Raw genomic sequence first — 23,196 nt, 5'->3', positions numbered from 1 at the left:
GGTGGCGGGTCGGGCCGAGCGGCCGTCCCGGGCCCGGCGCCGCCCCCCCCGCCCCCCCCGCCCCCCCCCCCCCCCCCCCCCCCCCCCCCCCCCCCCCCCCCCCCCCCCCCCGCCACGGGTCACGGCAGCTGCAGCTCCTGCCCGACGTAGATCTTGTTCGGGTCGCTGACCGTGCCGTTGTTGGCCGACCAGAGGGCCTTCCAGCCGCCCTCGACGCCCTGGGCTCGGGCGATCTTGCCCAGCGTGTCGCCGGACCGGACGGTGTACGAGCCGCCGGAGGCACCGGCGGCGGACTCGCCGGCGCGGGCGGCCGGGGCGGGCTCGGCCGGGGCGGGCGCGGCGGCGGGCGCGGCGGCCGGCGAGCCGGCCTCCGGGGCGTCCGGGTTCAGGCCCTTGCCGCAGGTGGGCCAGGCACCCGGGCCCTGGACGTCGAGCGTGCGCTCGGCGACGGCGATCTGCTGCGCCTTGGTGGCCAGGTCGGCGCGGGCGGCGTACTCGGTGCCGCCGAAGGCCGCCCAGGTGGACTGGCTGAACTGCAGGCCGCCGTAGTAGCCGTTGCCGGTGTTGATGCTCCAGTTGCCGCTGGACTCGCACTGGGCGACGGCGTCCCAGTCGTTCGGGGCGGCGGCCGAGGCCGGGCCGGCGGCGACGCCGATCGCGGCTGCGGCCACGCCGGTCGTCACGAGGGCACGGCGGAGCAGGGACGTGGACGTGCGCATGGGGGATCTCCGATCCGCCGCCTGCGAGGTGAGCTGTCGGGTTCGGAGCGATCGGTGCCCCGGCCGCGCAGAGCGCGGCTTCACCCCGAGGCGCTGCGTCCGGTCCCCCCGTGACCGCGGTGCAGGCGCCGAAGTGGGTCCCCCACCCCCGTCCTGGCTGTGCAGGAGGAACGGAGCCCGGCGGACGGGGTTCGGCGGACCGGCTCCGGCACGCGGCAGTCATTGGCCCGCGTGCGGGAGCAAACGTAACGGTCGCATCACGAGACGGCACACCCGCCCCACCCGTCACGGCGTGTCGCCCGGCGTCCCCGCGGCGGCGCGCGCCCGGCGGCCGGGGGGGAGGTGCAGGTCACGGCGGCGCCGGCCGGCGCCGCCGTGACCTCCGTCTCACTCTCGGACGAGCAGGGCCACCGGCAGCCGGGCCAGCAGCTCGCCGACGGGCGCGCCGCCGGCGTCGGAGACGACCCGCGTGCCGGTGAGCACGTCGCGCCAGGCGCCGGTCGGCAGCGCCAGCGCGGTGTCGCCCCAGCCGGTGGCGGCCAGCGCGACCGGCAGCCGGGTCGCCACGGTCACCGCGCCGCCCTGCTCCCCGGACCCACGGTCGAAGGCGACGACGTGCTGCGCGGCCGACCCGGTGGCGGCCACCGGGGTGTAGCCGGTGAACAGCCCGGGCTCGTCCCGCCGCAGCCGCAGCGCCCGCGAGACGACGAGCAGCTTGGCCGCGCCGGCCTCGTCGACCTCGGGCAGCTCCCCGCCGTCGAGCCGGGCCAGCAGCGCGCGCCGCTGGTCGTAGTCGACCGGGCGGCGGTTGTCGGGGTCGACGAGCGAGTGGTCCCACAGCTCGGTGCCCTGGTAGACGTCCGGGACGCCGGGCATCGTCAGCTGCAGCAGCTTCTGCGCCAGCCCGTTGGACCGGCCGGCCGGGGCGATCCGCGCGACGAACGCCTCGATCTCGCGGTTCGTGGCCTCGTCGTCGAAGGCGGCGTCGACCATCGCGTGCAGCTGCGCCTCGAACGCCTCGTCGACGTCGGTCCACGTGGTCGACTGCCCGGCCTCGCGGGCGGCCTTCTCGGCGTAGGCGTGCGCCCGGTCGCGGGACAGTGGCCAGGCACCGACCAGGTTCTGCCACACCAGGTGCGCCAGGGGCCGGTCGGGCAGCGGGTGGCGGGACAGCCAGCCGCGGACCAGGTCCGCCCACTCGGTCGGCACCTCGGCGAGGACGGCGAGGCGGGCCCGGGTGTCCTCGCTGCGCTTGGTGTCGTGCGTGGTGAGCGTCGTCATCGACTCCGGCTTGCGCTCCAGCCGGCGCGCCTGCGCCTCGTGGAACTCCTCCGGGGTGCTGCCGAAGCGCGCCGGGTCGCCGCCGACCTCGTTGAGCACCACGAACCGGGCCCAGCGGTAGTAGGCGCTGTCCTCGACGCCCTTGGCCATCACCGGGCCGCTGGTCTGCTCGAACCGGGTGGCCGCCTCGGTGCCGGCCTGCGCCAGTACGGGGTGCAGCGCGTCCACCGCGGCGACCAGGTCGGGACGGCGGTCGCGGACGTCGCCCACGGCGGCGTCGAGGTGCTCGCGGCCGTCGGGCAGGTAGGTGCGGTAGACGGAGAACGAGGCCAGCAGCTCGGCCAGCGCCTCCTTCTCCGTCTCGACGTCGACGCCCGGCAGCGCGCCGATCACCCGCACCAGGCGGGCGACCTCGGAGCCGAGGATCCCGTCGGTGACCTCGCGCTTGCAGTCGTGCACCAGCTGTCCGTAGTCGACCGCCCGGCCGGACAGCTCGGTGTCCAGCGCGGTCAGCGCCGCCTCGCCGGCCGGGTCGACCAGGACGTCGTCGACCTCGGCCAGCGCGTCGTAACCGGTGGTGCCGGCCGCCCGCCAGCTCTCCGGCAGGTCCTCGCCGGGCTCGAGGATCTTCTCGACCACCGTCCACCGGCCGCCCGACTCCTCGGCCAGCCGGTCCAGGTAGCCCTTCGGGTCGGCCAGGCCGTCGGGGTGGTCGATCCGCAGTCCGTCGACGGCGCCCTGCTCGACCAGTCGCAGCACCAGCTCGTGGGTGGCGCGGAAGACCTCCGGGTCCTCCACCCGCAGCCCGGCGAGGGTGTTGATGGCGAAGAACCGCCGGTAGTTGAGGTCGGTGTCCGCGCGCCGCCAGTCGACCAGCTCGTAGTGCTGCCGGTCGTGCACCTCCTGCGGGGTGCCCTCGCCGGTCCCGGGGGCGAGCGGGAAGCGGTTGTCGTAGTAGCGCAGCTCGCCCGTGCCGTCGGGGGTGTGGACGACCTCCAGCTTCGCGACGTCGTCGGCGGAGCCCAGCACCGGGATGCGGATGCGCCCGTTGCCGAAGTCCCAGTCGACGTCGAACGCGGACGCGTGCGCGCTGTCGCGGCCGTGCTGCAGCACGTCCCACCACCACGGCGCCTCGGCCGGGTCGGCCACGCCCATGTGGTTGGGCACCAGGTCGAGCACCAGGCCCAGCCCGTGCTCGTGCAGCGCGGCGACGAACCGGTCGAAGCCCTCCTGCCCGCCCCGCGGCTCGTCGACGTGCGCGTGGTCGACGGTGTCGTAGCCGTGCGTGCTGCCGGCGGCCGAGCGCAGCAGCGGGGAGGAGTAGGCGTGGGTGACGCCGAGGTCGGCGAGGTAGCCGGCCACGGCGGCGGCGTCGTCGAGGGTGAACTCGGCGGTCACCTGCAGCCGGTAGGTCGCCGCGGGGGTGGCCCGCCGCCGCTGGACGTCGTCGTCGGACTGGCTGTCGTCGTGCTGGCTCACGGGGCGGCCTGCAGCACGACGGTGGCGCGGGCGGCCACCGTGAGGACGTCGCCGGCCTTGACCTGCACCGGCTCCACCTCCCCCATCTCGGCGGTGTCGACGACGACCGTCCAGCCCTCGGCGTACTCCGACGGCGGCACGGTAAAGTCGATCGGCTCGTGGTGGGCGTTGAACGCCAGGTAGAAGCAGTCGTCGACGACGTCCTCGCCGCGCTCGTCGGTCTCCCGGATGCCGTGGCCGTTGAGGTACATGGCCAGCGACTTGGCGAAGCCCGCGTCCCAGTCCTCGTCGCTCATCAGCTCGCCGGAGGGGGTGAACCAGGCGACGTCCTGCACCGGGTCGCCCTCCTCCCGGCGCACCGGCCGGCCGTGGAAGAACCGGCGGCGGCGGAACGTCGGGTGCTCGGTGCGCAGCCGGGTGACCAGCTTGGTGAACTCCAGCAGCCCCTCGTCGACCGACTCCCAGTCGATCCAGGTCAGCTCGGAGTCCTGGCAGTAGCCGTTGTTGTTGCCCCGCTGCGTGCGGCCGAGCTCGTCGCCGTGCAGCAGCATCGGCACGCCCTGGCTGAGCATCAGCGTGGCGAGGAAGTTGCGCCGCTGCCGGGCGCGCAGCGCGAGCACCTCGGGGTCGTCGGTCTCGCCCTCGACGCCGCAGTTCCAGCTGCGGTTGTGGCTCTCGCCGTCGTTGTTGTCCTCGCCGTTGGCCTCGTTGTGCTTCTCGTTGTAGGAGACGAGGTCGTTGAGGGTGAACCCGTCGTGCGCGGTGACGAAGTTGATGCTCGCCACCGGCCGGCGCCCGGAGTGCTTGTAGAGGTCGGCCGAGCCGGAGATGCGGCTGGCGAACTCGCCGATGGTGGCGTCCTCGCCGCGCCAGAAGTCGCGGACGGTGTCGCGGTACTTGCCGTTCCACTCGGTCCACAGCGCCGGGAAGTTGCCCACCTGGTAGCCGCCGTCGCCGATGTCCCACGGCTCGGCGATGAGCTTCACCTGGCTGACGACCGGGTCCTGGTGCACCAGGTCGAAGAACGCCGAGAGCCGGTCCACCTCGTGGAACTGGCGGGCGAGGGTGGACGCGAGGTCGAAGCGGAAGCCGTCGACGTGCATCTCGGTCACCCAGTAGCGCAGCGAGTCCATGATCAGCTGCAGCGCCTGCGGGGTGCGGACGTTGAGCGAGTTCCCGGTGCCGGTGGTGTCCATGTAGTACTGCTCGTCGCCCTCGACCAGCCGGTAGTACGTCCGGTTGTCGATGCCCTTGAACGACAGCGTCGGGCCCATGTGGTTGCCCTCGGCCGTGTGGTTGTAGACGACGTCGAGGATGACCTCGATGCCCGCCTCGTGCAGCGTCCGGACCATGCCCTTGAACTCCTGCACCTGCTGGCCGTCGGTCTGCTGCGCGTACTCGTTGTGCGGCGCGAAGAAGCCGATCGTGTTGTAGCCCCAGTAGTTGCGCAGGCCCTTCTGCAGCAGCGTGTCGTCCTGCACGAACTGGTGCACCGGCATGAGCTCGATCGCCGTGATGCCCAGCGACTGCAGGTGCTCGATCACCGCGGGGTGGGCGATGCCGGCGTAGGTGCCGCGCAGCTCCTCGGGGATGCGCGGGTGGGTCATCGTCAGCCCCTTGACGTGGGCCTCGTAGATGACCGTCTTGTTGTACGGGGTCCTCGGCGGGCGGTCGACGCCCCAGTCGAAGTAGGGGTTGATCACGACCGACTTCGGCATGTGCGGCGCCGAGTCGTCGTCGTTGCGCTCCCCGCTGCCGAACCGGTAGCCGAAGCAGGCCTCGTCCCAGTCGATCGACCCGTCGATCGCCTTGGCGTAGGGGTCGAGCAGCAGCTTGTTGGGGTTGCAGCGCTGCCCGTTCTCCGGGTCGTAGGGGCCGTGCACGCGGTAGCCGTAGCGCTGCCCGGGCTGGATGCCGGGCAGGAAGGCGTGCCAGACGTAGCCGTCCATCTCCGGGAGCCGGATCCGCTCCTCGTTGCCCTGCTCGTCGAACAGGCACAACTCGACCTTCTCGGCGACCTCGCTGAACAGGGCGAAGTTGGTCCCGGTGCCGTCGTACGTGGCACCCAGTGGGTAGGCGGTTCCGGGCCACACCTGGGTCATCGACGTGTTTCCTCCTGCGCGGGCGCCCCTCGGCGGTCCAGGGCGCGGTGGCCCCCCGCCGCGGCCGTCGGAGGGGGGTCGGGGCACGGGTGCCCGCGGGCTCCTTAGCCCCATCCGGGCGGCTCCACACCTGACGCGGCGGACATCACGCCGCGGCCCGGCAGCGGGCCCCGGGGACGACTCCGGGGACGACTCCGGGGACGACTCCGGGGACGACGACGCCCTCCGCGGCGGGAGCCGCGGAGGGCGTCGTGTGCGGGTCCGGCGCGCCCCGGCGCGGGGCCGGGCACACCAGGTACCGAGGCGCGGGGCGCCGGGGTCCGACCTCGTCCGGGCATCCCGGGTGGCACTGGTCCCCGGCGCGGCACCGCGCCTGCAGGAGGGCACGCTAGCGGGTCCGGGGGTCGAGCACGAGCACGAGGGTGACGCGTCCGCAAGCGACACGCCCCGTCGGTCCCGTGATCACCACCCGTCACTCGCGGCGTCCTGTCACCGGGCGGTCGTACCGTCGTCCCCGTGCGCGCGACCTCCGACATCCGGCCCACCCAGGGGCGTTTCCGCGTCGTCAGCGAGTTCCAGCCCTCGGGCGACCAGCCGGCGGCGATCAAGGCCCTCGCGGAGCGGGTGAACTCCGGCGAGAGGGACACCGTGCTCCTCGGCGCCACCGGCACCGGGAAGTCGGCCACCACGGCGTGGCTGATCGAGCAGGTCCAGCGGCCCACCCTGGTGATGGCGCCGAACAAGACGCTCGCCGCGCAGCTGGCCAACGAGTTCCGCGAGCTGCTGCCGGACAACGCCGTCGAGTACTTCGTGTCGTACTACGACTACTACCAGCCCGAGGCGTACGTCCCGCAGACCGACACCTACATCGAGAAGGACTCCTCGATCAACGAGGAGGTCGAGCGGCTGCGCCACTCGGCGACCAACAGCCTGCTCACCCGGCGGGACGTCGTCGTGGTCTCCACCGTCTCCTGCATCTACGGCCTGGGCACGCCGCAGGAGTACGTCGACCGGGCGCTGAAGATCTCGGTGGGGGAGGAGCGCGACCGCGACGACCTGCTGCGCACGCTGGTCACCGAGCAGTACACCCGCAACGACCTGGCGTTCACCCGCGGCACCTTCCGCGTGCGCGGCGACACGATCGAGGTCTTCCCGGTGTACGAGGAGCTCGCCGTCCGGATCGAGATGTTCGGCGACGAGGTGGAGCGGCTGTACTACCTGCACCCGCTCACCGGCGAGGTCGTGCGCGAGGTCCAGGAGCTGTTCGTCTTCCCGGCCAGCCACTACGTCGCCGGCCCGGAGCGGATGGAGCGGGCGATCCGCACCATCGAGGCCGAGCTCGAGGAGCGGCTGGCCGAGCTGGAGAAGCAGGGCAAGCTGCTCGAGGCGCAGCGGCTGCGCATGCGCACCACGTACGACATCGAGATGATCCGCCAGGTCGGCTTCTGCTCCGGCATCGAGAACTACAGCCGGCACATCGACGGGCGGGCGCCGGGCAGCGCGGGTGCCTGTCTCATCGACTACTTCCCCGACGACTTCCTGCTCGTCATCGACGAGTCGCACGTGACCGTGCCGCAGATCGGCGGCATGTACGAGGGCGACATGAGCCGCAAGCGCACGCTGGTCGAGCACGGCTTCCGGCTGCCCTCGGCGATGGACAACCGCCCGCTGAAGTGGGAGGAGTTCACCGACCGGATCGGCCAGGCGGTCTACCTGTCGGCCACCCCGGGCCCCTACGAGCTCGGCCGCACCGGCGGCGAGTTCGTCGAGCAGGTCATCCGCCCCACCGGCCTGGTCGACCCGGAGGTCGTGGTCAAGCCGACCAAGGGCCAGATCGACGACCTGGTGGGCGAGATCCGCGAGCGCACCGAGAAGGACGAGCGCGTCCTGGTCACCACGCTGACCAAGAAGATGGCCGAGGACCTCACCGACTACCTGCTCGAGCTCGGCATCAAGGTCCGCTACCTGCACTCGGAGGTCGACACCCTGCGCCGGGTGGAGCTGCTGCGCGAGCTGCGGCAGGGGGAGTACGACGTGCTGGTCGGCATCAACCTGCTGCGGGAGGGCCTCGACCTGCCCGAGGTGTCGCTGGTGGCGATCCTCGACGCCGACAAGGAGGGCTTCCTCCGGTCGACCACCTCGCTGATCCAGACCATCGGCCGCGCGGCGCGCAACGTGTCCGGCGAGGTGCACATGTACGCCGACAAGGTCACCCCGTCGATGGCGCAGGCGATCGACGAGACCAACCGGCGCCGCGAGAAGCAGATCGCCTACAACACCGCCAACGGCATCGACCCGCAGCCGCTGCGCAAGAAGATCGTCGACATCCTCGACGGCATCTACCGCGAGTCCGAGGACGCCGAGGCCGCCACCGAGCTGATCGGCGGGTCGGGCCGGCAGCAGTCGCGGGGGAAGGCGCCGGTGCCGGGGCTGTCGTCGAAGGGCCGGTCCAAGGCCGGCGCGATCGACGTCCAGGGCCTGCCACGCTCGGAGCTGGCCGACCTCATCACGCAGATGAACGAGCAGATGCTGGCCGCCGCCCGGGAGCTGCAGTTCGAGGTGGCCGCCCGGCTGCGCGACGAGCTCGCCGAGCTGAAGAAGGAGCTGCGCCAGTTCGACGCCGCCCACGCGTGAGGCGGCGCGGGCGGGGCCTCGACCCCGCGTGTGACACACGTCGCAGGAACGTTACGTTCGGGACCGCACCCGTCCCGGACGAAGGAGTCCTCCGCGTGACCGTCTCCCGTTCCCCGCGCCGTGCCCTGCGGCGCGGGCTCGTCGCCGCCGCGCTCGCGGTCCTGTCGGTGGGCGTGACCGCCCCGGCGACGGCCGCGCCCGGCGGCGGGGGCCCCGTCCCGCTGGCGTCGGCGATCACCGCCGTCAGCGCCACGAGCGCCCCGGTCACCGTCGGCGGGGAGGCGTGGACCCGCACCACCGGCACCGTCTCCGGCGTCGTCGACCCGCGCGAGCAGGTCGCCGGCCTGGCCGGGCTGCCGCGGGACGCCCGGGGCCTGGTGCCCTACACGAGTGAGTTCGAGCTGATCGCCCCCGCCGACGGGCGCGGCAGCGACGTCGTCCTGGTCGAGGCGGAGAACCGCGGGCGGCCCGCCGTGCTGCTGTCCGTGCTCGGCTTCCCGCTGGCCGGGGACGCCAGCCCGGTCGGCTCGGTCTACCCCGACGGCCTGGGCAACGGCTGGCTGGCCGGTCAGGACCTGTCCTACGCGCGGGTGCAGTGGGAGACCGGCATCTCGCCCGGGGTGCCCGCGACCGCCCAGGGCGTCGGCGAGGTGATCGTGCGCGACCTCGGCCGGCTGCTCGAGGGCACCGCGCCGCGGCCGTCGGGGACCGCCCTGCCGGTCTACCGCGCCTCGGTGCTCGCCGGCATCAGCCAGAGCGCGTGGTTCGTCGACACCTTCGTCGCCGAGGGCTTCAACGCCGACGACCGCACCGGCCGCGGGGTGTACGACGCCGCGGTCGCCGTCTCCGGCGCCGGCAACTGGCTGGCGGTCAACGAGCTCGCCGGCGGCGCCGCGCAGCGGCCCTACGTGCTCGAGGACGGCGTCCCGCTGACCTACGACCAGATCCTCACCCGGGACCGGAGCGACCCGCTGTTCGTCGACGTCGCCACCTACACCGACTACCACCGGCTCCGCGCGAGCGTCACCGCGACCGCCGACCGCCCGCGCGACGTCGTCCGCTACGACTGGCCGGCCCCGCACGCCGGCGTCGCCGCCTACGCTGACGCCGTCGTCTTCGGCCAGCTGCGGTGCAACGGCGGCACGCCCGTCCCGCGGAACCCGATCTCCTACAACCCGCACCTGCGCACGCTGCTCGCCGACGTGACCGAGGTCGTGCGGCACCCCGGCCAGGGCGACCGGCGACTGCTCCCGCCGTCGGCGGTCTTCGCCCTGCAGCCCGCGCCGGCCGGGGACCGGCAGTCCTTCAACGACCTGCCCGGCGTCGAGCTGCAGGTCCCGCGCACCGACCCGGGGACCGCCCAGCCGGTCGGCGGGGTGCGCTTCCCCGACGCCGTCGTGCCGCTGGGCCGGCCGGTCCCGGTCGCGCTGGCTCCGGTCGGGACGACGTCGATCACCGACGTGTGCGGCAACTGGGGCGGCTGGCAGCCCTACACCGCGGCCGAGCTGGCCCGGCGCTACGGCTCGGTCGACGGCTACCTGGCGCAGTACGCCGCCGCGGTGGACGCCCAGGTCCGCGACGGGTACCTCGACGCGTCCGAGCGGGCGGGGCTGCTGGCCGGCGCCCGCGCCGCCTACCTGGCCGCGCCGCAGGGGTGAGCTGACCCCCGTCCCGCGGGGAGAGGGGCGCCCGGGAACCCCGGGCGCCCCTCGTCCGTTGTGCCCTGTGACTCCGCCGGGAGCGCTGCGCCGTGCCCGGGGAGCCGTGGAGGGGAGTATCCCGCCCGCGGTGACGTCGTCAGCACGGGTACACGTACCCCGGCGTCACCGGCCGGCCGCGGTCGCGGCCGGTGGGAGAGACCTCCGGTGCTGACTGCTGCCAGTGGACCGGAGGTACCTGCGTTGGACGTCCCCTTCTTCGTCTGGGCGATCACGATCGCCGCCATCGTGGCCATGATCGTCTTCGACTTCATCGGCCACGTGCGGACGCCGCACGCCCCGTCGCTGAAGGAGGCGGCCACCTGGTCGGCGGTGTACGTCGCGATCGCGGTGCTGTTCGGCGTCGGCGTGTGGGTCTTCGCCGGCGGCACGTACGGCGGGGAGTACTTCGCCGGCTACATCACCGAGAAGAGCCTGTCGGTCGACAACCTCTTCGTCTTCGTCCTGATCATGGCCAGCTTCGCGGTGCCCCGGGAGCTGCAACAGAAGGTGCTGCTGTTCGGCATCGCGTTCGCCCTGGTCCTGCGGACGGTGTTCATCTTCCTCGGCGCCGCGGCGATCGAGAACTTCAGCTGGGTCTTCTACCTGTTCGGCGCATTCCTCATCTACACCGCGATCGCCCAGGCGCGGGCCGGCGGGGACGAGGACGAGGAGTTCCAGGAGAACGGCTTCCTGCGGCTGGTCCGCCGGGTCGTCCCGACGACGCCGGACTACCACGGCGACCGGATGACCGCGCGGCTGGACGGCAAGCGGTACATCACCCCGCTGGCCATCGCCCTGGTCGCCATCGGCAGCGCCGACATCCTCTTCGCCGTCGACTCGATCCCGGCGATCTTCGGGCTGACCGAGGAGACCTTCCTCGTCTTCACCGCCAACGCCTTCTCGCTGCTGGGCCTGCGGCAGCTGTTCTTCCTCATCGACGGCCTGCTCGACCGGCTGGTCTACCTGCACTACGGCCTGGCGGTCATCCTCGGCTTCATCGGGGTCAAGCTGCTGATCCACGCGCTGCACGAGAACGAGCTGCCGTTCATCAACGGCGGCGAGCACGTCACGGCCATCCCGGAGATCCCGACCTGGCTGTCGCTGTCGGTCATCGTCGTCACCCTGCTCGTCACCACGGTCGCGAGCCTGGCCCGCAGCCGCCGCGACGCCCGCGAGGCCGTGCCGCACGCCGGGCCCGCGCGGGGAGCCGCGGCGGTCGCCGGGGAGACCGGCGTCCCGACGGTGCGGCACGAGCCGGGGGAGCGCCCCGCCGCGACGCCGACGCAGGGCACCGACGGCCGCCCCGGGTGACGCGCGGGTGACCACCGGGAGGACGGCAGGCCGACGACGCCGGTGTGCCTGTTGCTCCCGGTGATCGTGCGGCACGATCCAGGACACGTCCGCTCCGCTGGGTGCCCGACAGGCACCCCGCGCAGCGGTGCCGGGGGACGCGCCGGGCACTCCGCCCGCGTCCCCCGGCGGCGCCGGTCCATCCGGTGTCCAGTGCAGCGGCGACCGCCGCTGCGCTCCCCGACGGTGACATGGGAGTCCAACTGATGGGTGTCAGCCTCTCCAAGGGCGGGAACGTCTCGCTGACCAAGGAGGCGCCGGGCCTGACCGCGGTGAACGTCGGCCTCGGCTGGGACGTCAACACGTTCTCCGGGGGCGACTTCGACCTCGACGCGTCGGCGATCATGCTCGACGCCAACGGCAAGGTCACCCCCGACGACTCGGGCTTCGTCTTCTTCAACAACCTGCGCAGCCCCGACGGCTCCGTCGTGCACGTCGGTGACAACCTCACCGGCCAGGGCGAGGGCGACGACGAGGTCATCCAGGTCAACCTGGCCGGCGTGCCGCCGACCTGCGACAAGATCGTCTTCCCGGTGTCGATCTACGACGCCGACAACCGGAAGCAGAACTTCGGCGCGGTGCGCAACGCGTTCATCCGCATCGTCAACCAGGCCAACGGCCAGGAGATCGCCCGCTACGACCTCACCGAGGACGCCTCGGTCGAGACCGCCATGGTGTTCGGCGAGCTCTACCGCAACGGCCCCGACTGGAAGTTCCGGGCCGTCGGCCAGGGCTACGCCTCCGGCCTGCGCGGCATCGCCCAGGACTTCGGCGTCAACGTCTGACCTCCGCCGGGCCCGGACGCGCACCCGCGTCCGGGCCCGGCCCCCCGGCGGTGCGGCGACCCCGCCCGCCGGGGTCCCGCCCTGCCCGCACCAGCCCCCGAGAAGCACCAGCCCCCGAGAAGCCGGAGGTCCCCTCGTCATGCCCGACCGCACCCGCCCCGTGGCCACCGCCACCCGGTCCGTCTGAGCGGCACCGGAGTGGTCCACGTCCTCACCCGGGGCGGCAACGTCGGGCTGGCCCAGGCCGGCCTCCCCGGCCCCGTCGTCGTCACGCTCACCTGGACGCCGGCCCCCGGCGTCGACGCCGACCTGTCGGCGTTCCTCACCACCGCGGCCGGCCGGGTCCGCAGCGACGACGACTTCGTCTTCTACAACCAGCCCAGCGGCGCCGGCGGCGCGGTGCGCCACCTCGGCAAGACCGCCCGCGGCGGCGCCACCGTCGACCAGGTCCGCATCGACCCGGCCGCGCTGCCCGCCGACGTCGAGAAGGTCGTCATCGGCGCCTCCCTCGACGGCGCCGGCACCTTCGGCGGGCTGTCCGGGCTCGGGGTCGAGGTGGCCGCCGACGGCGCCGCGGCGCCCGCGATCCGCTGCGAGCTGGCCGCCGGCCCCGAGACCGCGCTGGTGTTCGCCGAGGTCTACCGCCGCGGCGCGGAGTGGAAGGTGCGCGCCGTCGGGCAGGGCTTCACGACCGGCCTGGCCGGGATGGCCACCGACGTCGGCGTGAGCGTCGACGACGAGCCCGCCCCCGCGGCCGCCGCCCCGCCCCCGACCGCCGCCCCGCCCCCGGCCGCCGCCCCGGTGAGCATGGAGAAGAAGCGGCTGGTCGACCTCGAGAAGAAGCTGTCCTCCTCGGCGCCGCAGATGCTCTCCCTGGTCAAGACCGCCGGCGTCAGCCTGGAGAAGCGCGGCCTGGGGGAGCACACCGCCCGCGTCGCGCTGGTCCTCGACATCTCCGGCTCGATGGCCCAGCTCTACCGCACCGGCGCCGTGCAGCGCCTGGCCGAGCGGGTCCTCGCCCTCGGCCTGCGCTTCGACGACGACGGCGTGGTCGACGTCTTCCTGTTCGGCAAGGACGTGCACCAGCCCCCGGGCCTGCGCCTGGAGGGCCACCAGCAGTACATCGCCGACCTCACCCGGCAGTACCGGCTGGAGTACGACACCCGCTACGGCGCCGCGATGGCCGCCGTCCGCAAGGCCTACTTCGGCGACAGCCGCGACCGCGTGGAGCCCCAGCCGGCGCAGGTGCCGGTCTACGTCATGTTCCTGACCGACGGCGCGCCCAGCGACAAGTCGGTCGCGACCAAGCAGCTCAAGGCGGCGTCCTTCGAGCCGGTGTTCTGGCAGTTCATGGGCATCGGCCCGGAGCGGCAGTTCAGCTACCTGCAGCGCCTGGACGACCTCGAGGGCCGCTACACCGACAACGCCGACTTCTTCGCGGTCAGCGAGAGCGACCTCATGGGCCGCCGGCCGATCAGCGACGACGCGCTGTTCGACCGGCTCATGACCGAGTACCCCGACTGGCTGCGGCGGGCGCGCGCCCAGGGGCTGCTCCGGTGACCCCCCAGCAGGAGGCGCCGACGGTGCGCCACTTCTCCCACCTCACCGACGGCGAGCGCGAGCAGCTGTTCGCCGTCCCGCCGGGCGAGGTCGGGCCGGCGACGCCGCGCGGCGTGCTGGCGCTGGCCCTCGGCGCGACGCTCTACAGCCCCGGCACGCGGCCGGCGCTGGACGTCGACGCCGCCCGCGCGGCCGCGGTCGGCGCCACCAGCATGGTCTGGTGCCTCGAGGACGCCATCCCGCACGCGGCCGTCGCCGACGCCGAGACCAACGTCGTCGCCGCGCTGCAGCGGATCGACCGGCGCGCCGCCGAGCGCGACCGGCCGGTGCTGCCGCTGCTGTTCGTCCGGGTGCGCACACCGGAGCAGATCCGCCGGATCGCGTCGGCCGCCGGGCCGGCGCTGGCGCGGCTGACCGGGTTCAGCCTGCCCAAGGCCACCGGCGCCACGCTCGCGCCCATGCTGGCGGCGGTCGAGGAGGTCGCCACCGCCCTGGGGCAGCCGCTGTACGGCATGCCGATCCTGGAGACGCCCGACCTCGCCTGGCGGGAGACCCGCGCCGACGCGCTCGCCGCGCTGGCCGCGGTGGTCGAGGCGCACCGGGAGTCGGTGCTGTGCCTGCGAGTGGGCGGCACCGACCTGTCCGGGCTGTTCGGCCTGCGCCGCGACCGCGACACCACGATCTGGGACGTCGCCGTCGTCCGGGACTGCCTGGCCGACGTGGTCAACACCTTCACCCGCGGCGGCGAGCACGTGGTCACCGGCGCGGTGTGGGAGCACATCCCGGGGCCCCGGCTGTTCAAGCCGCAGCTGCGCCAGACGCCGTTCAGCGACCAGCACGAGGGCGGCCTGCGGCAGCGGATGATCGCCGGCGACCTCGACGGGCTGATCCGCGAGGTCACCCTCGACAAGGCCAACGGCGTGCTCGGCAAGACCGTCATCCACCCGGCGCACGTCTCGGTGGTCAACGCGCTGCTCACCGTCTCCCGCTCGGAGTACGACGACGCCCTCGAGATCCTCATGGCCCGCGGCCGGGGCGGCATCGCGGTGTCCGGGAACGGGCGGATGAACGAGATCGGCCCGCACGCGCTGTGGGCGGAGCTGATCAGCCGCCGCGCCGCGGTCTACGGCGTCGTCGCCGACGAGGCCGCGCTGGTCGACCTGCTGTCCACCGGGCAGCGCCGGCTCGCCGAGGTCTTCGCCGGCGGGGAGGCGCAGCGCGCGTGACCGCCACCCTCCCCGGTGCCGTCGGCCTCGACGGCACCGTCTCCCGCCTGCTCGACGTCACCGCCGCCGACCCCGGCCGCTTCGCCGAGCTGTGCGGCCTGGCGCTGCGGGACAACCCGCGCCGGGCGCACCTGGTCGTCTCCCGCGTCCTCGGCAAGCACGTGCCCGTCACGCCGGCCGCCGTCCTCGGCGCCGGGGCCGCGGTCGGCGACGCCGTCGCCGCGGTCCTGGACGGCGCGGCGCCCGGCCTGGTCGTCGGCTACTGCGAGACGGCGACCGGCCTCGGCCACGCCGCCGCCGACCGCCTCGGCGCGGCCTACCTGCACACCACCCGCCGCGTGCACCCGGGCGTGCCGGTGGCCGCCGCGTTCGAGGAGGAGCACTCGCACGCGGTCGCGCACGCCCTGCAGCCGGCCGGGCCGGTGACGCTGGACGCGCCCGGCCCGCTGGTGCTCGTCGACGACGAGCTCACCTCCGGCCGCACCGCGCTCAACACCGTCGCCGAGCTGCACGCCCGCTGGCCGCGCGAGCGGTACGTCGTCGCCACGCTGCTCGACGCCCGCACCCCGGCCGCCCGCGCCGCGTTCGCCGAGCGCGCGCAGGCCCTGGGCGTGCGGGTCGACGTCGCCGCCGTCCTCACCACGGAGCTCGCCCTGCCCGCCGACGTCCTCGACTGGGCCGCGGCCGCCCGCGCCGCCCTGCCCGGCCCCGCGCCGGTCCCGGCCGGCGCGCCCGGCGCGGTCCGGACGCACGCCGGCCTGTGGCCGGCCGGCGTCCCGACCACCGCCCGCCACGGCCTGACCCCCGCCGGCAGCGCCCGGCTGGCCGCCGCCGCCGACGCCGTCGCGGCCGCGCTCGCGCCGGAGCTGGCCGGCAGCCGCGGGGTGCTCGTGCTCGGCACCGAGGAGCTCATGCACGCGCCCACCGTGATCGCGGCGCGCCTGGCCGGGCGGCTGCCCGGCACCCCCGTCACCACCCAGTCGACCACCCGGAGCCCCGTGCACGCCGCCGACGACCCCGGCTACGCCCTGCGCCGCAGCCTGTCCTTCCCCGCGCCCGACGAGCCCGCGCGCGTCTCCCGCGTGCACAACCTCGCCGACCCCGCCGCCGTCCCCCCGGCCGGCCGCTGGGCCGACCAGCGCGCCGACGACGTCGTCGTGGTCGTGGACGCCCCGGCGGAGGACTGCGCGCCGATGGCGCAGGCGCTGCGCCCGTTCGCCGCCCGCGCCGTGCACCTGGTGCCCGTGCCGGTCGCGGAGCCCGCCCGATGACCGCGCTGTCCGCCCGGCTCGCGCCCGCCGTCCCCGGCCGGTTCGGCTCCTACGCGCCCGAGGAGGTGACCTGGCTGCTCACCGACCTGTCGTCGGTCGCGCTGGAGCGCGGCACCGAGGACCGCGAGGAGGCCATCCAGTCGGGCACCCACTACTCGGAGATGCTCCCGGTCGAGTACCAGCCCGACGACGACTACCTGGCGCTGTTCACCGCCGCGCTGGAGACCTCGGCCGGGCGGCTCGCCGACGCCGTCGCCCGGGTGGGCGAGCTGGTCTGGGACGCCGCCGCCGCGCACGGGCAGACGCCGGTGCTGGTGTCGCTGGCCCGCGCCGGGACGCCGATCGGCGTGCTGCTGCGCCGCTGGTTCCTCGCCTCCCGCGGCGTCGCGGTGCCGCACTACACCGTCTCGATCATCCGCGGCCGCGGCATCGACCAGGTCGCGATGGCGCACGTGCTGGCCCGGCACCCGGCGTCGGCGGTGCGGTTCGTCGACGGCTGGACCGGCAAGGGCGCGATCCAGCGGCAGCTCACCGAGGCCGTCGCCGGCTGGGTCGCCGCGCACCCGGAGGACGCCGCCCTCGACGACCGGCTCGCCGTCCTGGCCGACCCGGGCCTGTGCACCGAGCTGTACGGCACCCGCGACGACTTCCTCATCCCGAGCGCCTGCCTGAACAGCACGGTGTCCGGGCTGGTGTCGCGGACGGTGCTGCGCGACGACCTCATCGGCCCCGGCATGTTCCACGGCGCGAAGTACTACGCCCAGCTCGCGGGCGCCGACGTCTCCGCGCTGTTCGTCGACACCGTAGCCGCCGCGTTCCCGGCGCGGCCGCCGGCCGACGACGTCCCGCCCGCCGACCGCCGGCCGACCTGGGCCGGGTGGGCCGCGGTGGAGGCGATCGCCGCGGAGTTCGGCATCGCCGACGTCAACCTGGTCAAGCCCGGGGTGGGGGAGACGACGCGGGTGCTGCTGCGCCGGGTGCCCTGGCAGGTGCTGGTCCGCCCGGACCGCGCCGAGGACCTGCGGCACGTCGCCGCGCTGGCCCGGGCCCGCGGCGTGCCGCTGGTCGAGGTGCCGGACCTGCCGTACTCCTGTGTCGGGCTGATCCGGCCGGTGGGCCGGTGACCGCGGTCCTCACGGCTCCGCTGGCCGCCGTCGACCTCGACCGCACGCTCATCTACTCCGCGGCCGCGGCCGGGACGACCGAGGGGCTGGAGGTCGTCGAGCACCTCGACGGCGCGCCGCTGTCGCACGCGACGCCGGCGTCGTGGCGGCTGCTGGCCGAGCTGGCCGGACGGGCGCTGCTGGTCCCGGTCACCACCCGCACCGTGGCGCAGTACGGGCGGGTGCGGCTGCCCGTCGTCCCGCGGTACGCGCTGTGCGCCAACGGCGGGGTGCTGCTCGCCGACGGCGTCCGCGACCCGGGGTGGGACGACTGGGCGGCGGACACCGCCGCGCAGGCCGCGCCGCTGCCCGAGCTGCTCGCCCTGCTCGAGGCGGTCGCCGGGCAGCCGTGGGTGCGCACCGTACGCGCCGCCGAGGGGCTGTTCTGCTACCTGGTCGCGCACGCCCGCGAGGCGATCCCGCAGGACTGGCTGGAGGAGACCGGCGCGGCCGTCACCGCCGCCGGGGCGACGCTGTCGGTGCAGGGCCGCAAGGTGTACGTCGTCCCCGCCGGGCTGTCCAAGGCCGCCGGGCTGCTCCGGCTGCGCCGGCTGCTGGCAGGGGAGGGGCCCGCGCCGCGGCTGCTGTGCGCCGGCGACAGCCTGCTCGACGCGCCGATGCTGCTCGCCGCCGACGCCGCCGTCCGCCCCGCGCACGGCGAGCTGCACGAGCAGGGCTGGACCGGCGCGCGGGTCGCGGTGACCACGGCCAGCGGCGCCGCCGCGGGCGAGGAGATCGTCCGCTGGCTGCTCGACCGGGCGGGCTAGTCCGCCCGCGCGGTCCGCACCAGCCGGTCCAGGCCGTCCTCGATCGACTGCGCCTCGCGCAGCACCGCGCCCCAGTCCGGGCGGCGGCCCCGGGCCGCCTCCTCCAGCGGCGGCAGCCGCCGGGCGAGGTCCTCGAACGTGCGGCGGAAGCGGCGGGCGCGCTCCTCGGGCAGCCCGCCGAGGAACCGCCGGGCGTCGACGACGGCGCGCTGCACCTCGCCGAGCAGCGAGCCGGGGTCGGCGGCGACGGCGTCGAGCCGCTGCAGCCGCCCGGTGGCGGCGCGGACCTCGTCGTCGACCCGGCCGGCGGCCGCCCGCACCCGGGCCAGCAGCGCGGCGGCCGCCGGCACGTCGAGGACCGGCGCCCCGAGCGCCTCCTCCAGCGCGGTCAGCGCCTCGTCGGCCTCGGCCAGCGCCTCGGCGGCCCGCTGCGGCGCGCGCTCGACGTCGGACCACGCGGTGAGCGGGTAGCGGCGGCGCAGCTCGCTCATCACCGGCGTCAGCCGCTCGTGCCGGGTGCCCAGGGCCTCGCGGCGGGTGCGGACGGAGGCGGCGCCGCGGCGGACCTCCGCGGCCCGCTCCGGCAGCGCCCGCGCCCGCGCGGCCGCCGCCTCGGCCTCCCGGCGGCCCTTCTCGGCGGCGTCCAGCGCGGGCGCGGCGTGCCGGGCGGCCAGGTCGGCGGCGGCGCCGGTGGCGAGGCGCTCGGCGTCGGCGAGGACGCCGTCCAGGCCGGGGTCGGCCAGCCCGGCGGCGCCGGCGGCGTCCAGCGCCGCGCGGGCGGTGGCCACCGCGTCGTGGGTCGCGGAGACCGCGCGGGCGGCCGCGGCGCGGGCGCGGGAGGCGGCGGCGAGCACCTCGCCGTACTGGTCGCGGAAGCGCTGGACCTGGCCGTGCACCTCGCGCAGCGCGGCGGCCGCGGCGCCCAGTTCCGTGGTGGCGGCGCGGGCCGCGCCCGGCTCGGCGTCCGCTGCGGGGTCGTGGGCGGAGAGGGCCTGCAGGTAGTGTCCGATGACGGCGTCGGCGTGGGTGGAGAGGTCCCGCCAGTCGCGGGCCAACGAGTCAGGGGCGGGGATGCGGTGATGAGCCCGTCGTCCGCCCGCCGGTGCCCCCACCTCCTCGGCGGCGGCGACCGCGTCCGGCAGGTCGGCCAGCGCGGCGTCCAGCTCCAGCATCGCCGCGGCCGCGGCCTCCCGCGCCGCCGCGGCCTGCCGCCGGGGGGCGTCGCGGTCGCGCCGCCACCAGGAGGTGCCGCCCGGTGCGCTCACGACCGCCTCCCCTCGCCGTGGCCCGCGTCCGGCGGGGCGGTCCGGCCCCCGCGCGGTCCGGAGGCCCGTGGATACCACGCCGGGACCCCGCACGTGGGCACGGGCGGCCGGCGCCGCCCGGTCCGCTGAACGCGCCGCTCCCGCCGCCCCGCAGCGGGCCGGTGGGAACCGGGACCCGCCGGGGTCCGTTGGACCACCGGCCCGCCTCCCGCCCGATCCGGCTCGCCCGTCCCTGTCGTCGTCGTCGCCCGGCACCCCCGGCGGCGGAGAGGAACCCCTGATGCTCCGCTACTTCGGCTTCTCCGTCGGTCTGACGGTCGCCGCGCTCGTCACCGCCGTGTTCTTCGGCGGGCCGGCGGCCCTGCTGGCCGTCGCCGTCCTCGGCGTGCTCGAGGTCTGCCTGTCCTTCGACAACGCCGTGGTCAACGCCAAGGTGCTGCGCCGCATGAGCCCGCTGTGGCGGAAGCTGTTCCTCTACGTCGGCATCTTCATCGCCGTGTTCGGCATGCGGCTGCTGCTGCCGATCGTCCTGGTCTCGGTGACGGCGCAGCTGTCGATCCCCGAGGTGTGGGACCTGGCGCTGTCGGACCAGGAGGCCTACGCCGAGAACGTCGAGGCCGCGGCCGAGGCGATCTACACCTTCGGCGGGATCTTCCTGCTGATGATCTTCCTGAACTTCCTCTTCGACGAGGAGCGGGAGATCCACTGGCTGTCGTGGCTGGAGCGGCCGCTGGCCAAGGCCGGGAAGCTGCCCTACCTCGCGATCGTCATCGCCCTGGCGGTCATCTACGTCGGCTCGCAGATCGCCGACGACGACAAGTACGCCACGGTGCTCATGTCCGGGCTCGCGGGCCTGTTCACCTACCTGCTCATCGGCGGGCTCAACGAGCTCATGGAGGCCCCGGAGACCGACGACGAGGACGACGACGTCACCCCGACCGGGCAGACCGCGGGCAACGGCGCCGGCGGCACCGCCACCAGGGCCGTCGCGGGCGCCGGGTTCGCGGCGTTCCTCTACCTCGAGGTGCTCGACGCGTCGTTCTCCTTCGACGGCGTCATCGGCGCGTTCGCCATCAGCAGCGACATCTTCATCATCGCCCTGGGCCTGGGCATCGGCGCCTTCTGGGTGCGGTCGCTGACCATCTACATGGTCGACAAGGGGACCCTCGACGAGTACCGCTACCTGGAGCACGGCGCGATGTGGGCCATCGGCTTCCTCGCGGCGATCATGATCCTCGAGCTGCGGTTCCACATCAGCGAGTACGTCACCGGCCTCACCGGCCTGCTGTTCATCGTCGCCGCCGTGATCAGCAGCATCGTCGTGTCGCGGCGGGAGCGCGCCGAGGTCGCGCCCGCCGACCGGCCGGGCGAGCGCGACGAGGTGCCCGCCGGCCAGAGCTGAGGCAGGCCCCGCCCGGCGGCCCCGGGGCGCCCGCCCCGGGGCCGCCGCGCGTCCGCGGCGGGTGGCCTACCGCGGGACGGGGGAGGCGGATACGGTCCGCCCGGTTCCCGTCCCCGCACCGAGAGGTCCGTCGTTGGCACAGCTCACCGCCCAGAAACGCGTCCTGCACGCCGACCTGCACGGGGACCGCATCCGGGCCGCCAGCGGCTCGATGGTCGCCTTCGAGGGCAACGTCGACTTCAAGAACTCCGGGATGGGCGGGGGCGGCGGCATGCGCGCCGCCCTCAAGCGGGCCGTCGCCGGCGAGAGCATCTCGCTGATGGACTGCACCGGGCACGGCCGGGTGTACCTCGCCAAGGACGCGATGGACGTGCTCGTCGTCGACCTCGCCGGCGACACGCTCACCGTGGAGAGCGAGCACATCCTGGCCCACACCGAGCACCTGCGCCTCGACGTCCAGTTCTCCGGCCTGCGCGGGGTGACCAGCGGCCAGGGCCTGGCCACCACGACCGTCACCGGGCAGGGCCAGGTCGCGATCGTGTCCGAGGGCCCGGTCATGGCGCTGGAGGTCGCGCCCGGCATGGACCTGGTCGTCGACCCCGACGCCTACGTCGGCTCCCGCGGCCCGCTGTCGATGAACCTGGTCAGCGGCGTCTCGTGGAAGTCCCTCGTGGGCGAGGGCTCCGGCGAGCCCTTCTCCCTCCGCTTCACCGGGCACGGCCTGGTCCTCGTCCAGTCCTCGGAGCGCTGAGCCGTGCCGTTCGAGACCGTCAACAGCAAGGTGGTGCGCGCGCACGTCGGCCCGGCCACCCCGGTGCTCGCCCGCCGCGGCGCCATGCTCGGCTACTCCGGGCAGGTCACCTTCCGCCCGGTGCACGGCCAGGGCCGCGGCATCGGCGGCATGGTCGGCGCGGCGATGTCGGGGGAGTCCAACCCGATGATGGCCACCGAGGGCAGCGGCCAGGTGCTCTACGGCTACAAGGGCATGCACGTGACCGTCCTCGAGCTCGACGGCGCCGCCCCGCTGGTCTGCGAGGCCGACCGGCTGCTCGTGCACGACGCCAACCTGCAGACCAGCGTCCAGTTGCTCGGCTCCGGCGGGCTGAGGTCCGCGATCAGCGGCGCCATGACCGGGCAGGGCCTGTTCACCACCAACGTCCACGGCCGCGGGTCGGTCGCGCTGCTCGCCCACGGCGGCGCCTTCCCCCTGCAGCTCAACGGGCAGCAGGTCGGCGTCGACCCGCAGGCCTACGTCGGCCACGTCGGCCAGCTGTCGGTGGACCTCGCGGCCAGGGTCGGCCTCCGCGACGTCGTCGGCCGCGGCTCCGGCGAGGCCTTCCAGTTGAAGATCAGCGGCCACGGCACGGTGTACGTGCAGGCCAGCGAGCAGAAGTTCTGAGGACGGCGACGATGACCTACCCGCCGAACAACCCCTACGGCGGCGGCAACCCCTACGGCGGCGGCAACCCCTACGGCGGCCAGCCCCAGCCCGGGTACGGCCAGCCCCCGCCGCCGGGCCACGGCCAGCCGGGGTACGGGCAGCCGCCGCAGCCCGGCTACGGCCAGCCCCCGCCGCCCGGCTACGGCCAGCCGGGGTACGGGCAGCCGCCGCAGCCCGGCTACGGGCAGCCCCCGCCGCCCGGGTACGGCCAGCCCCCCGCCGGGCCGCCGGCCGGCGTGCCGAGCACGCTCAACGCGCAGTCGCTGCCCGACGACGACAACGTCAACCCCTACGTCTTCTGCATCGCACTCAATGGCGAGTGGTTCATGAGCAAGGGCGCGATGCTCGCGTACTACGGCAACGTCCAGTTCGACGCCGTCAGCGAGTACTCCTCGGTGCAGGCGTGGGTGGCCCACCGGTTCTCCAGCCCCGTCTACGTGCAGGACTGGGTGGTCGCCCAGGGCCACGGCAAGGTGCTCATCGGGGACCGCGGGTTCGACCTGAACTCCTACGACCTCGACGACGGCAACCTGACGATCAAGGCCGGCAACCTCTGCGCGTTCTCCAAGGACCTGGAGCTCAAGCAGTCGATCGTCCCGGGCTTCGTCACCCTCATCGGGACGGGGAAGTTCATCGCCTCGTCCAACGGGCCGGTGATCTTCGTCGAGCCGCCGTTCCGGGCCGATCCCGAGGCGCTGCTCGGCTGGGCCGACTGCCCGGCGCCGTCGGTGCACCACGACGCCCAGTGGATGACCCAGAGCTTCCTCGGCGCGCTCACCGGCGCGCTCGGCCGCGCCTCGGGCGAGGAGCGGCAGTACGACTTCACCGGTAAAGGCACGATCCTGCTGCAGTCCTCGGAGATCGCCCGGGAGGACCCGGCGGTGCTGCGGCTGGTGGAGTCGCAGACCCAGTTGCTCACCGACAGCCAGGCCGGCTCGCTCGGCCAGCGGCTGGTCGCCCGCGCCCAGCAGCAGCACTGAGCGCTCCCGGCCGGGGTCCCGCGCGGGACCCCGGCCGGGAGCGCTCAGTGCTGCTGCTGGGCGCGGGCGAC

Annotated in this window: 17 protein-coding genes and 1 riboswitch; of the genes, 13 read left to right on the top strand and 4 right to left on the bottom strand. The window is 74.7% G+C overall.

The features are described from left to right. Positions 1-119: 119 nt before the first annotated feature. From ACI8AR_RS23090 to glgX, 3 genes are all read right to left on the bottom strand, one after another. Positions 120-719 (bottom strand): transglycosylase family protein, encoded by a 600-nt coding sequence (locus ACI8AR_RS23090; RefSeq protein ID WP_457053073.1) that lies wholly within the window; start codon positions 717-719, stop codon positions 120-122. Between the two features lie 3 nt (positions 720-722). Further along, a riboswitch (cyclic di-AMP (ydaO/yuaA leader) is annotated at positions 723-857 on the bottom strand. A 249-nt stretch (positions 858-1,106) separates the two neighbouring features. Beyond that, on the bottom strand, positions 1,107-3,479 hold the full coding sequence (gene treY, locus ACI8AR_RS23085) for a malto-oligosyltrehalose synthase (RefSeq protein ID WP_457053072.1): 2,373 nt from the start codon (positions 3,477-3,479) through the stop codon (positions 1,107-1,109). After that, the gene (gene glgX / locus ACI8AR_RS23080) at positions 3,476-5,581 is read right to left on the bottom strand and encodes a glycogen debranching protein GlgX (protein ID WP_457053071.1); all 2,106 of its coding nucleotides are present in this window, start codon (positions 5,579-5,581) and stop codon (positions 3,476-3,478) included. Before glgX ends, treY begins: the two co-directional genes overlap by 4 nt. Before the next feature lie 516 nt (positions 5,582-6,097). Between glgX and uvrB the strand changes: the two genes are divergently transcribed. From uvrB to ACI8AR_RS23035, 9 genes are all read left to right on the top strand, one after another. Further along, positions 6,098-8,215, top strand: a complete 2,118-nt coding sequence (uvrB, locus tag ACI8AR_RS23075) for an excinuclease ABC subunit UvrB (protein ID WP_457053070.1) — start codon at positions 6,098-6,100, stop codon at positions 8,213-8,215. Between the two features lie 95 nt (positions 8,216-8,310). Beyond that, positions 8,311-9,873, top strand: a complete 1,563-nt coding sequence (locus ACI8AR_RS23070) for an alpha/beta hydrolase domain-containing protein (protein WP_457053069.1) — start codon at positions 8,311-8,313, stop codon at positions 9,871-9,873. Between the two features lie 243 nt (positions 9,874-10,116). Next, the gene (locus tag ACI8AR_RS23065; RefSeq protein WP_457053068.1) at positions 10,117-11,226 is read left to right on the top strand and encodes a TerC family protein; all 1,110 of its coding nucleotides are present in this window, start codon (positions 10,117-10,119) and stop codon (positions 11,224-11,226) included. A 230-nt stretch (positions 11,227-11,456) separates the two neighbouring features. Further along, positions 11,457-12,050, top strand: coding sequence for a TerD family protein (locus tag ACI8AR_RS23060; protein WP_456937084.1), 594 nt, complete (start codon positions 11,457-11,459; stop codon positions 12,048-12,050). Positions 12,051-12,248: 198 nt separating this feature from the next. Then, positions 12,249-13,610: a VWA domain-containing protein gene (locus tag ACI8AR_RS23055; RefSeq protein ID WP_457053067.1), complete on the top strand. Its 1,362-nt coding sequence runs from the start codon at positions 12,249-12,251 to the stop codon at positions 13,608-13,610. Continuing rightward, entirely contained in the window at positions 13,607-14,836 is a 1,230-nt protein-coding gene (locus tag ACI8AR_RS23050) for an HpcH/HpaI aldolase/citrate lyase family protein (protein ID WP_457053066.1), read from the top strand. The genes ACI8AR_RS23055 and ACI8AR_RS23050 overlap by 4 nt, the downstream gene beginning before the upstream one ends. Then, positions 14,833-16,107: a phosphoribosyltransferase domain-containing protein gene (locus ACI8AR_RS23045; RefSeq protein ID WP_457053065.1), complete on the top strand. Its 1,275-nt coding sequence runs from the start codon at positions 14,833-14,835 to the stop codon at positions 16,105-16,107. The genes ACI8AR_RS23050 and ACI8AR_RS23045 overlap by 4 nt, the downstream gene beginning before the upstream one ends. After that, on the top strand, positions 16,104-17,231 hold the full coding sequence (locus ACI8AR_RS23040; protein WP_457053064.1) for a cysteine protease StiP family protein: 1,128 nt from the start codon (positions 16,104-16,106) through the stop codon (positions 17,229-17,231). The genes ACI8AR_RS23045 and ACI8AR_RS23040 overlap by 4 nt, the downstream gene beginning before the upstream one ends. Further along, positions 17,228-18,037 (top strand): hypothetical protein, encoded by an 810-nt coding sequence (locus ACI8AR_RS23035; protein ID WP_457053063.1) that lies wholly within the window; start codon positions 17,228-17,230, stop codon positions 18,035-18,037. Before ACI8AR_RS23040 ends, ACI8AR_RS23035 begins: the two co-directional genes overlap by 4 nt. Here the strand turns inward: ACI8AR_RS23035 and ACI8AR_RS23030 are convergent. Continuing rightward, positions 18,034-19,302, bottom strand: a complete 1,269-nt coding sequence (locus ACI8AR_RS23030; protein ID WP_457053062.1) for a hypothetical protein — start codon at positions 19,300-19,302, stop codon at positions 18,034-18,036. The genes ACI8AR_RS23035 and ACI8AR_RS23030 overlap by 4 nt on opposite strands. 280 nt (positions 19,303-19,582) lie before the next feature. Here ACI8AR_RS23030 and ACI8AR_RS23025 point away from each other — a divergent pair, with 280 nt between their 5' ends. From ACI8AR_RS23025 to ACI8AR_RS23010, 4 genes are all read left to right on the top strand, one after another. Further along, the gene (locus tag ACI8AR_RS23025; RefSeq protein ID WP_457053061.1) at positions 19,583-20,704 is read left to right on the top strand and encodes a DUF475 domain-containing protein; all 1,122 of its coding nucleotides are present in this window, start codon (positions 19,583-19,585) and stop codon (positions 20,702-20,704) included. Between the two features lie 133 nt (positions 20,705-20,837). Continuing rightward, complete coding sequence (locus ACI8AR_RS23020) at positions 20,838-21,455, top strand: AIM24 family protein (protein WP_457053060.1); 618 nt, start codon at positions 20,838-20,840, stop codon at positions 21,453-21,455. 3 nt (positions 21,456-21,458) lie between these two features. Next, positions 21,459-22,103 (top strand): AIM24 family protein, encoded by a 645-nt coding sequence (locus ACI8AR_RS23015; RefSeq protein WP_457053059.1) that lies wholly within the window; start codon positions 21,459-21,461, stop codon positions 22,101-22,103. A gap of 11 nt (positions 22,104-22,114) precedes the next feature. Then, a complete protein-coding gene (locus ACI8AR_RS23010; RefSeq protein WP_457053058.1) occupies positions 22,115-23,125 on the top strand; it encodes an AIM24 family protein in 1,011 nt (336 codons plus the stop codon). Positions 23,126-23,196 lie beyond the last annotated feature (71 nt).

It is taken from the genome of Geodermatophilus sp. SYSU D01036, from assembly GCF_054050435.1.
Note: the sequence above shows the minus strand (reverse complement) of the source record. Positions and strands in the feature narration are given on the sequence as shown.

What these genes read in the sequence shown, in the direction of transcription:
- ACI8AR_RS23090 (WP_457053073.1), bottom strand. Translation starts at nt 719, where the DNA reads ATGCGCACGTCCACGTCCCTGCTCCGCCGTGCCCTCGTGACGACCGGC.
- glgX (WP_457053071.1), bottom strand. Translation starts at nt 5,581, where the DNA reads ATGACCCAGGTGTGGCCCGGAACCGCCTACCCACTGGGTGCCACGTAC.
- ACI8AR_RS23060 (WP_456937084.1), top strand. Translation starts at nt 11,457, where the DNA reads ATGGGAGTCCAACTGATGGGTGTCAGCCTCTCCAAGGGCGGGAACGTC.
- ACI8AR_RS23040 (WP_457053064.1), top strand. Translation starts at nt 16,104, where the DNA reads ATGACCGCGCTGTCCGCCCGGCTCGCGCCCGCCGTCCCCGGCCGGTTC.
- ACI8AR_RS23025 (WP_457053061.1), top strand. Translation starts at nt 19,583, where the DNA reads ATGCTCCGCTACTTCGGCTTCTCCGTCGGTCTGACGGTCGCCGCGCTC.
- ACI8AR_RS23010 (WP_457053058.1), top strand. Translation starts at nt 22,115, where the DNA reads ATGACCTACCCGCCGAACAACCCCTACGGCGGCGGCAACCCCTACGGC.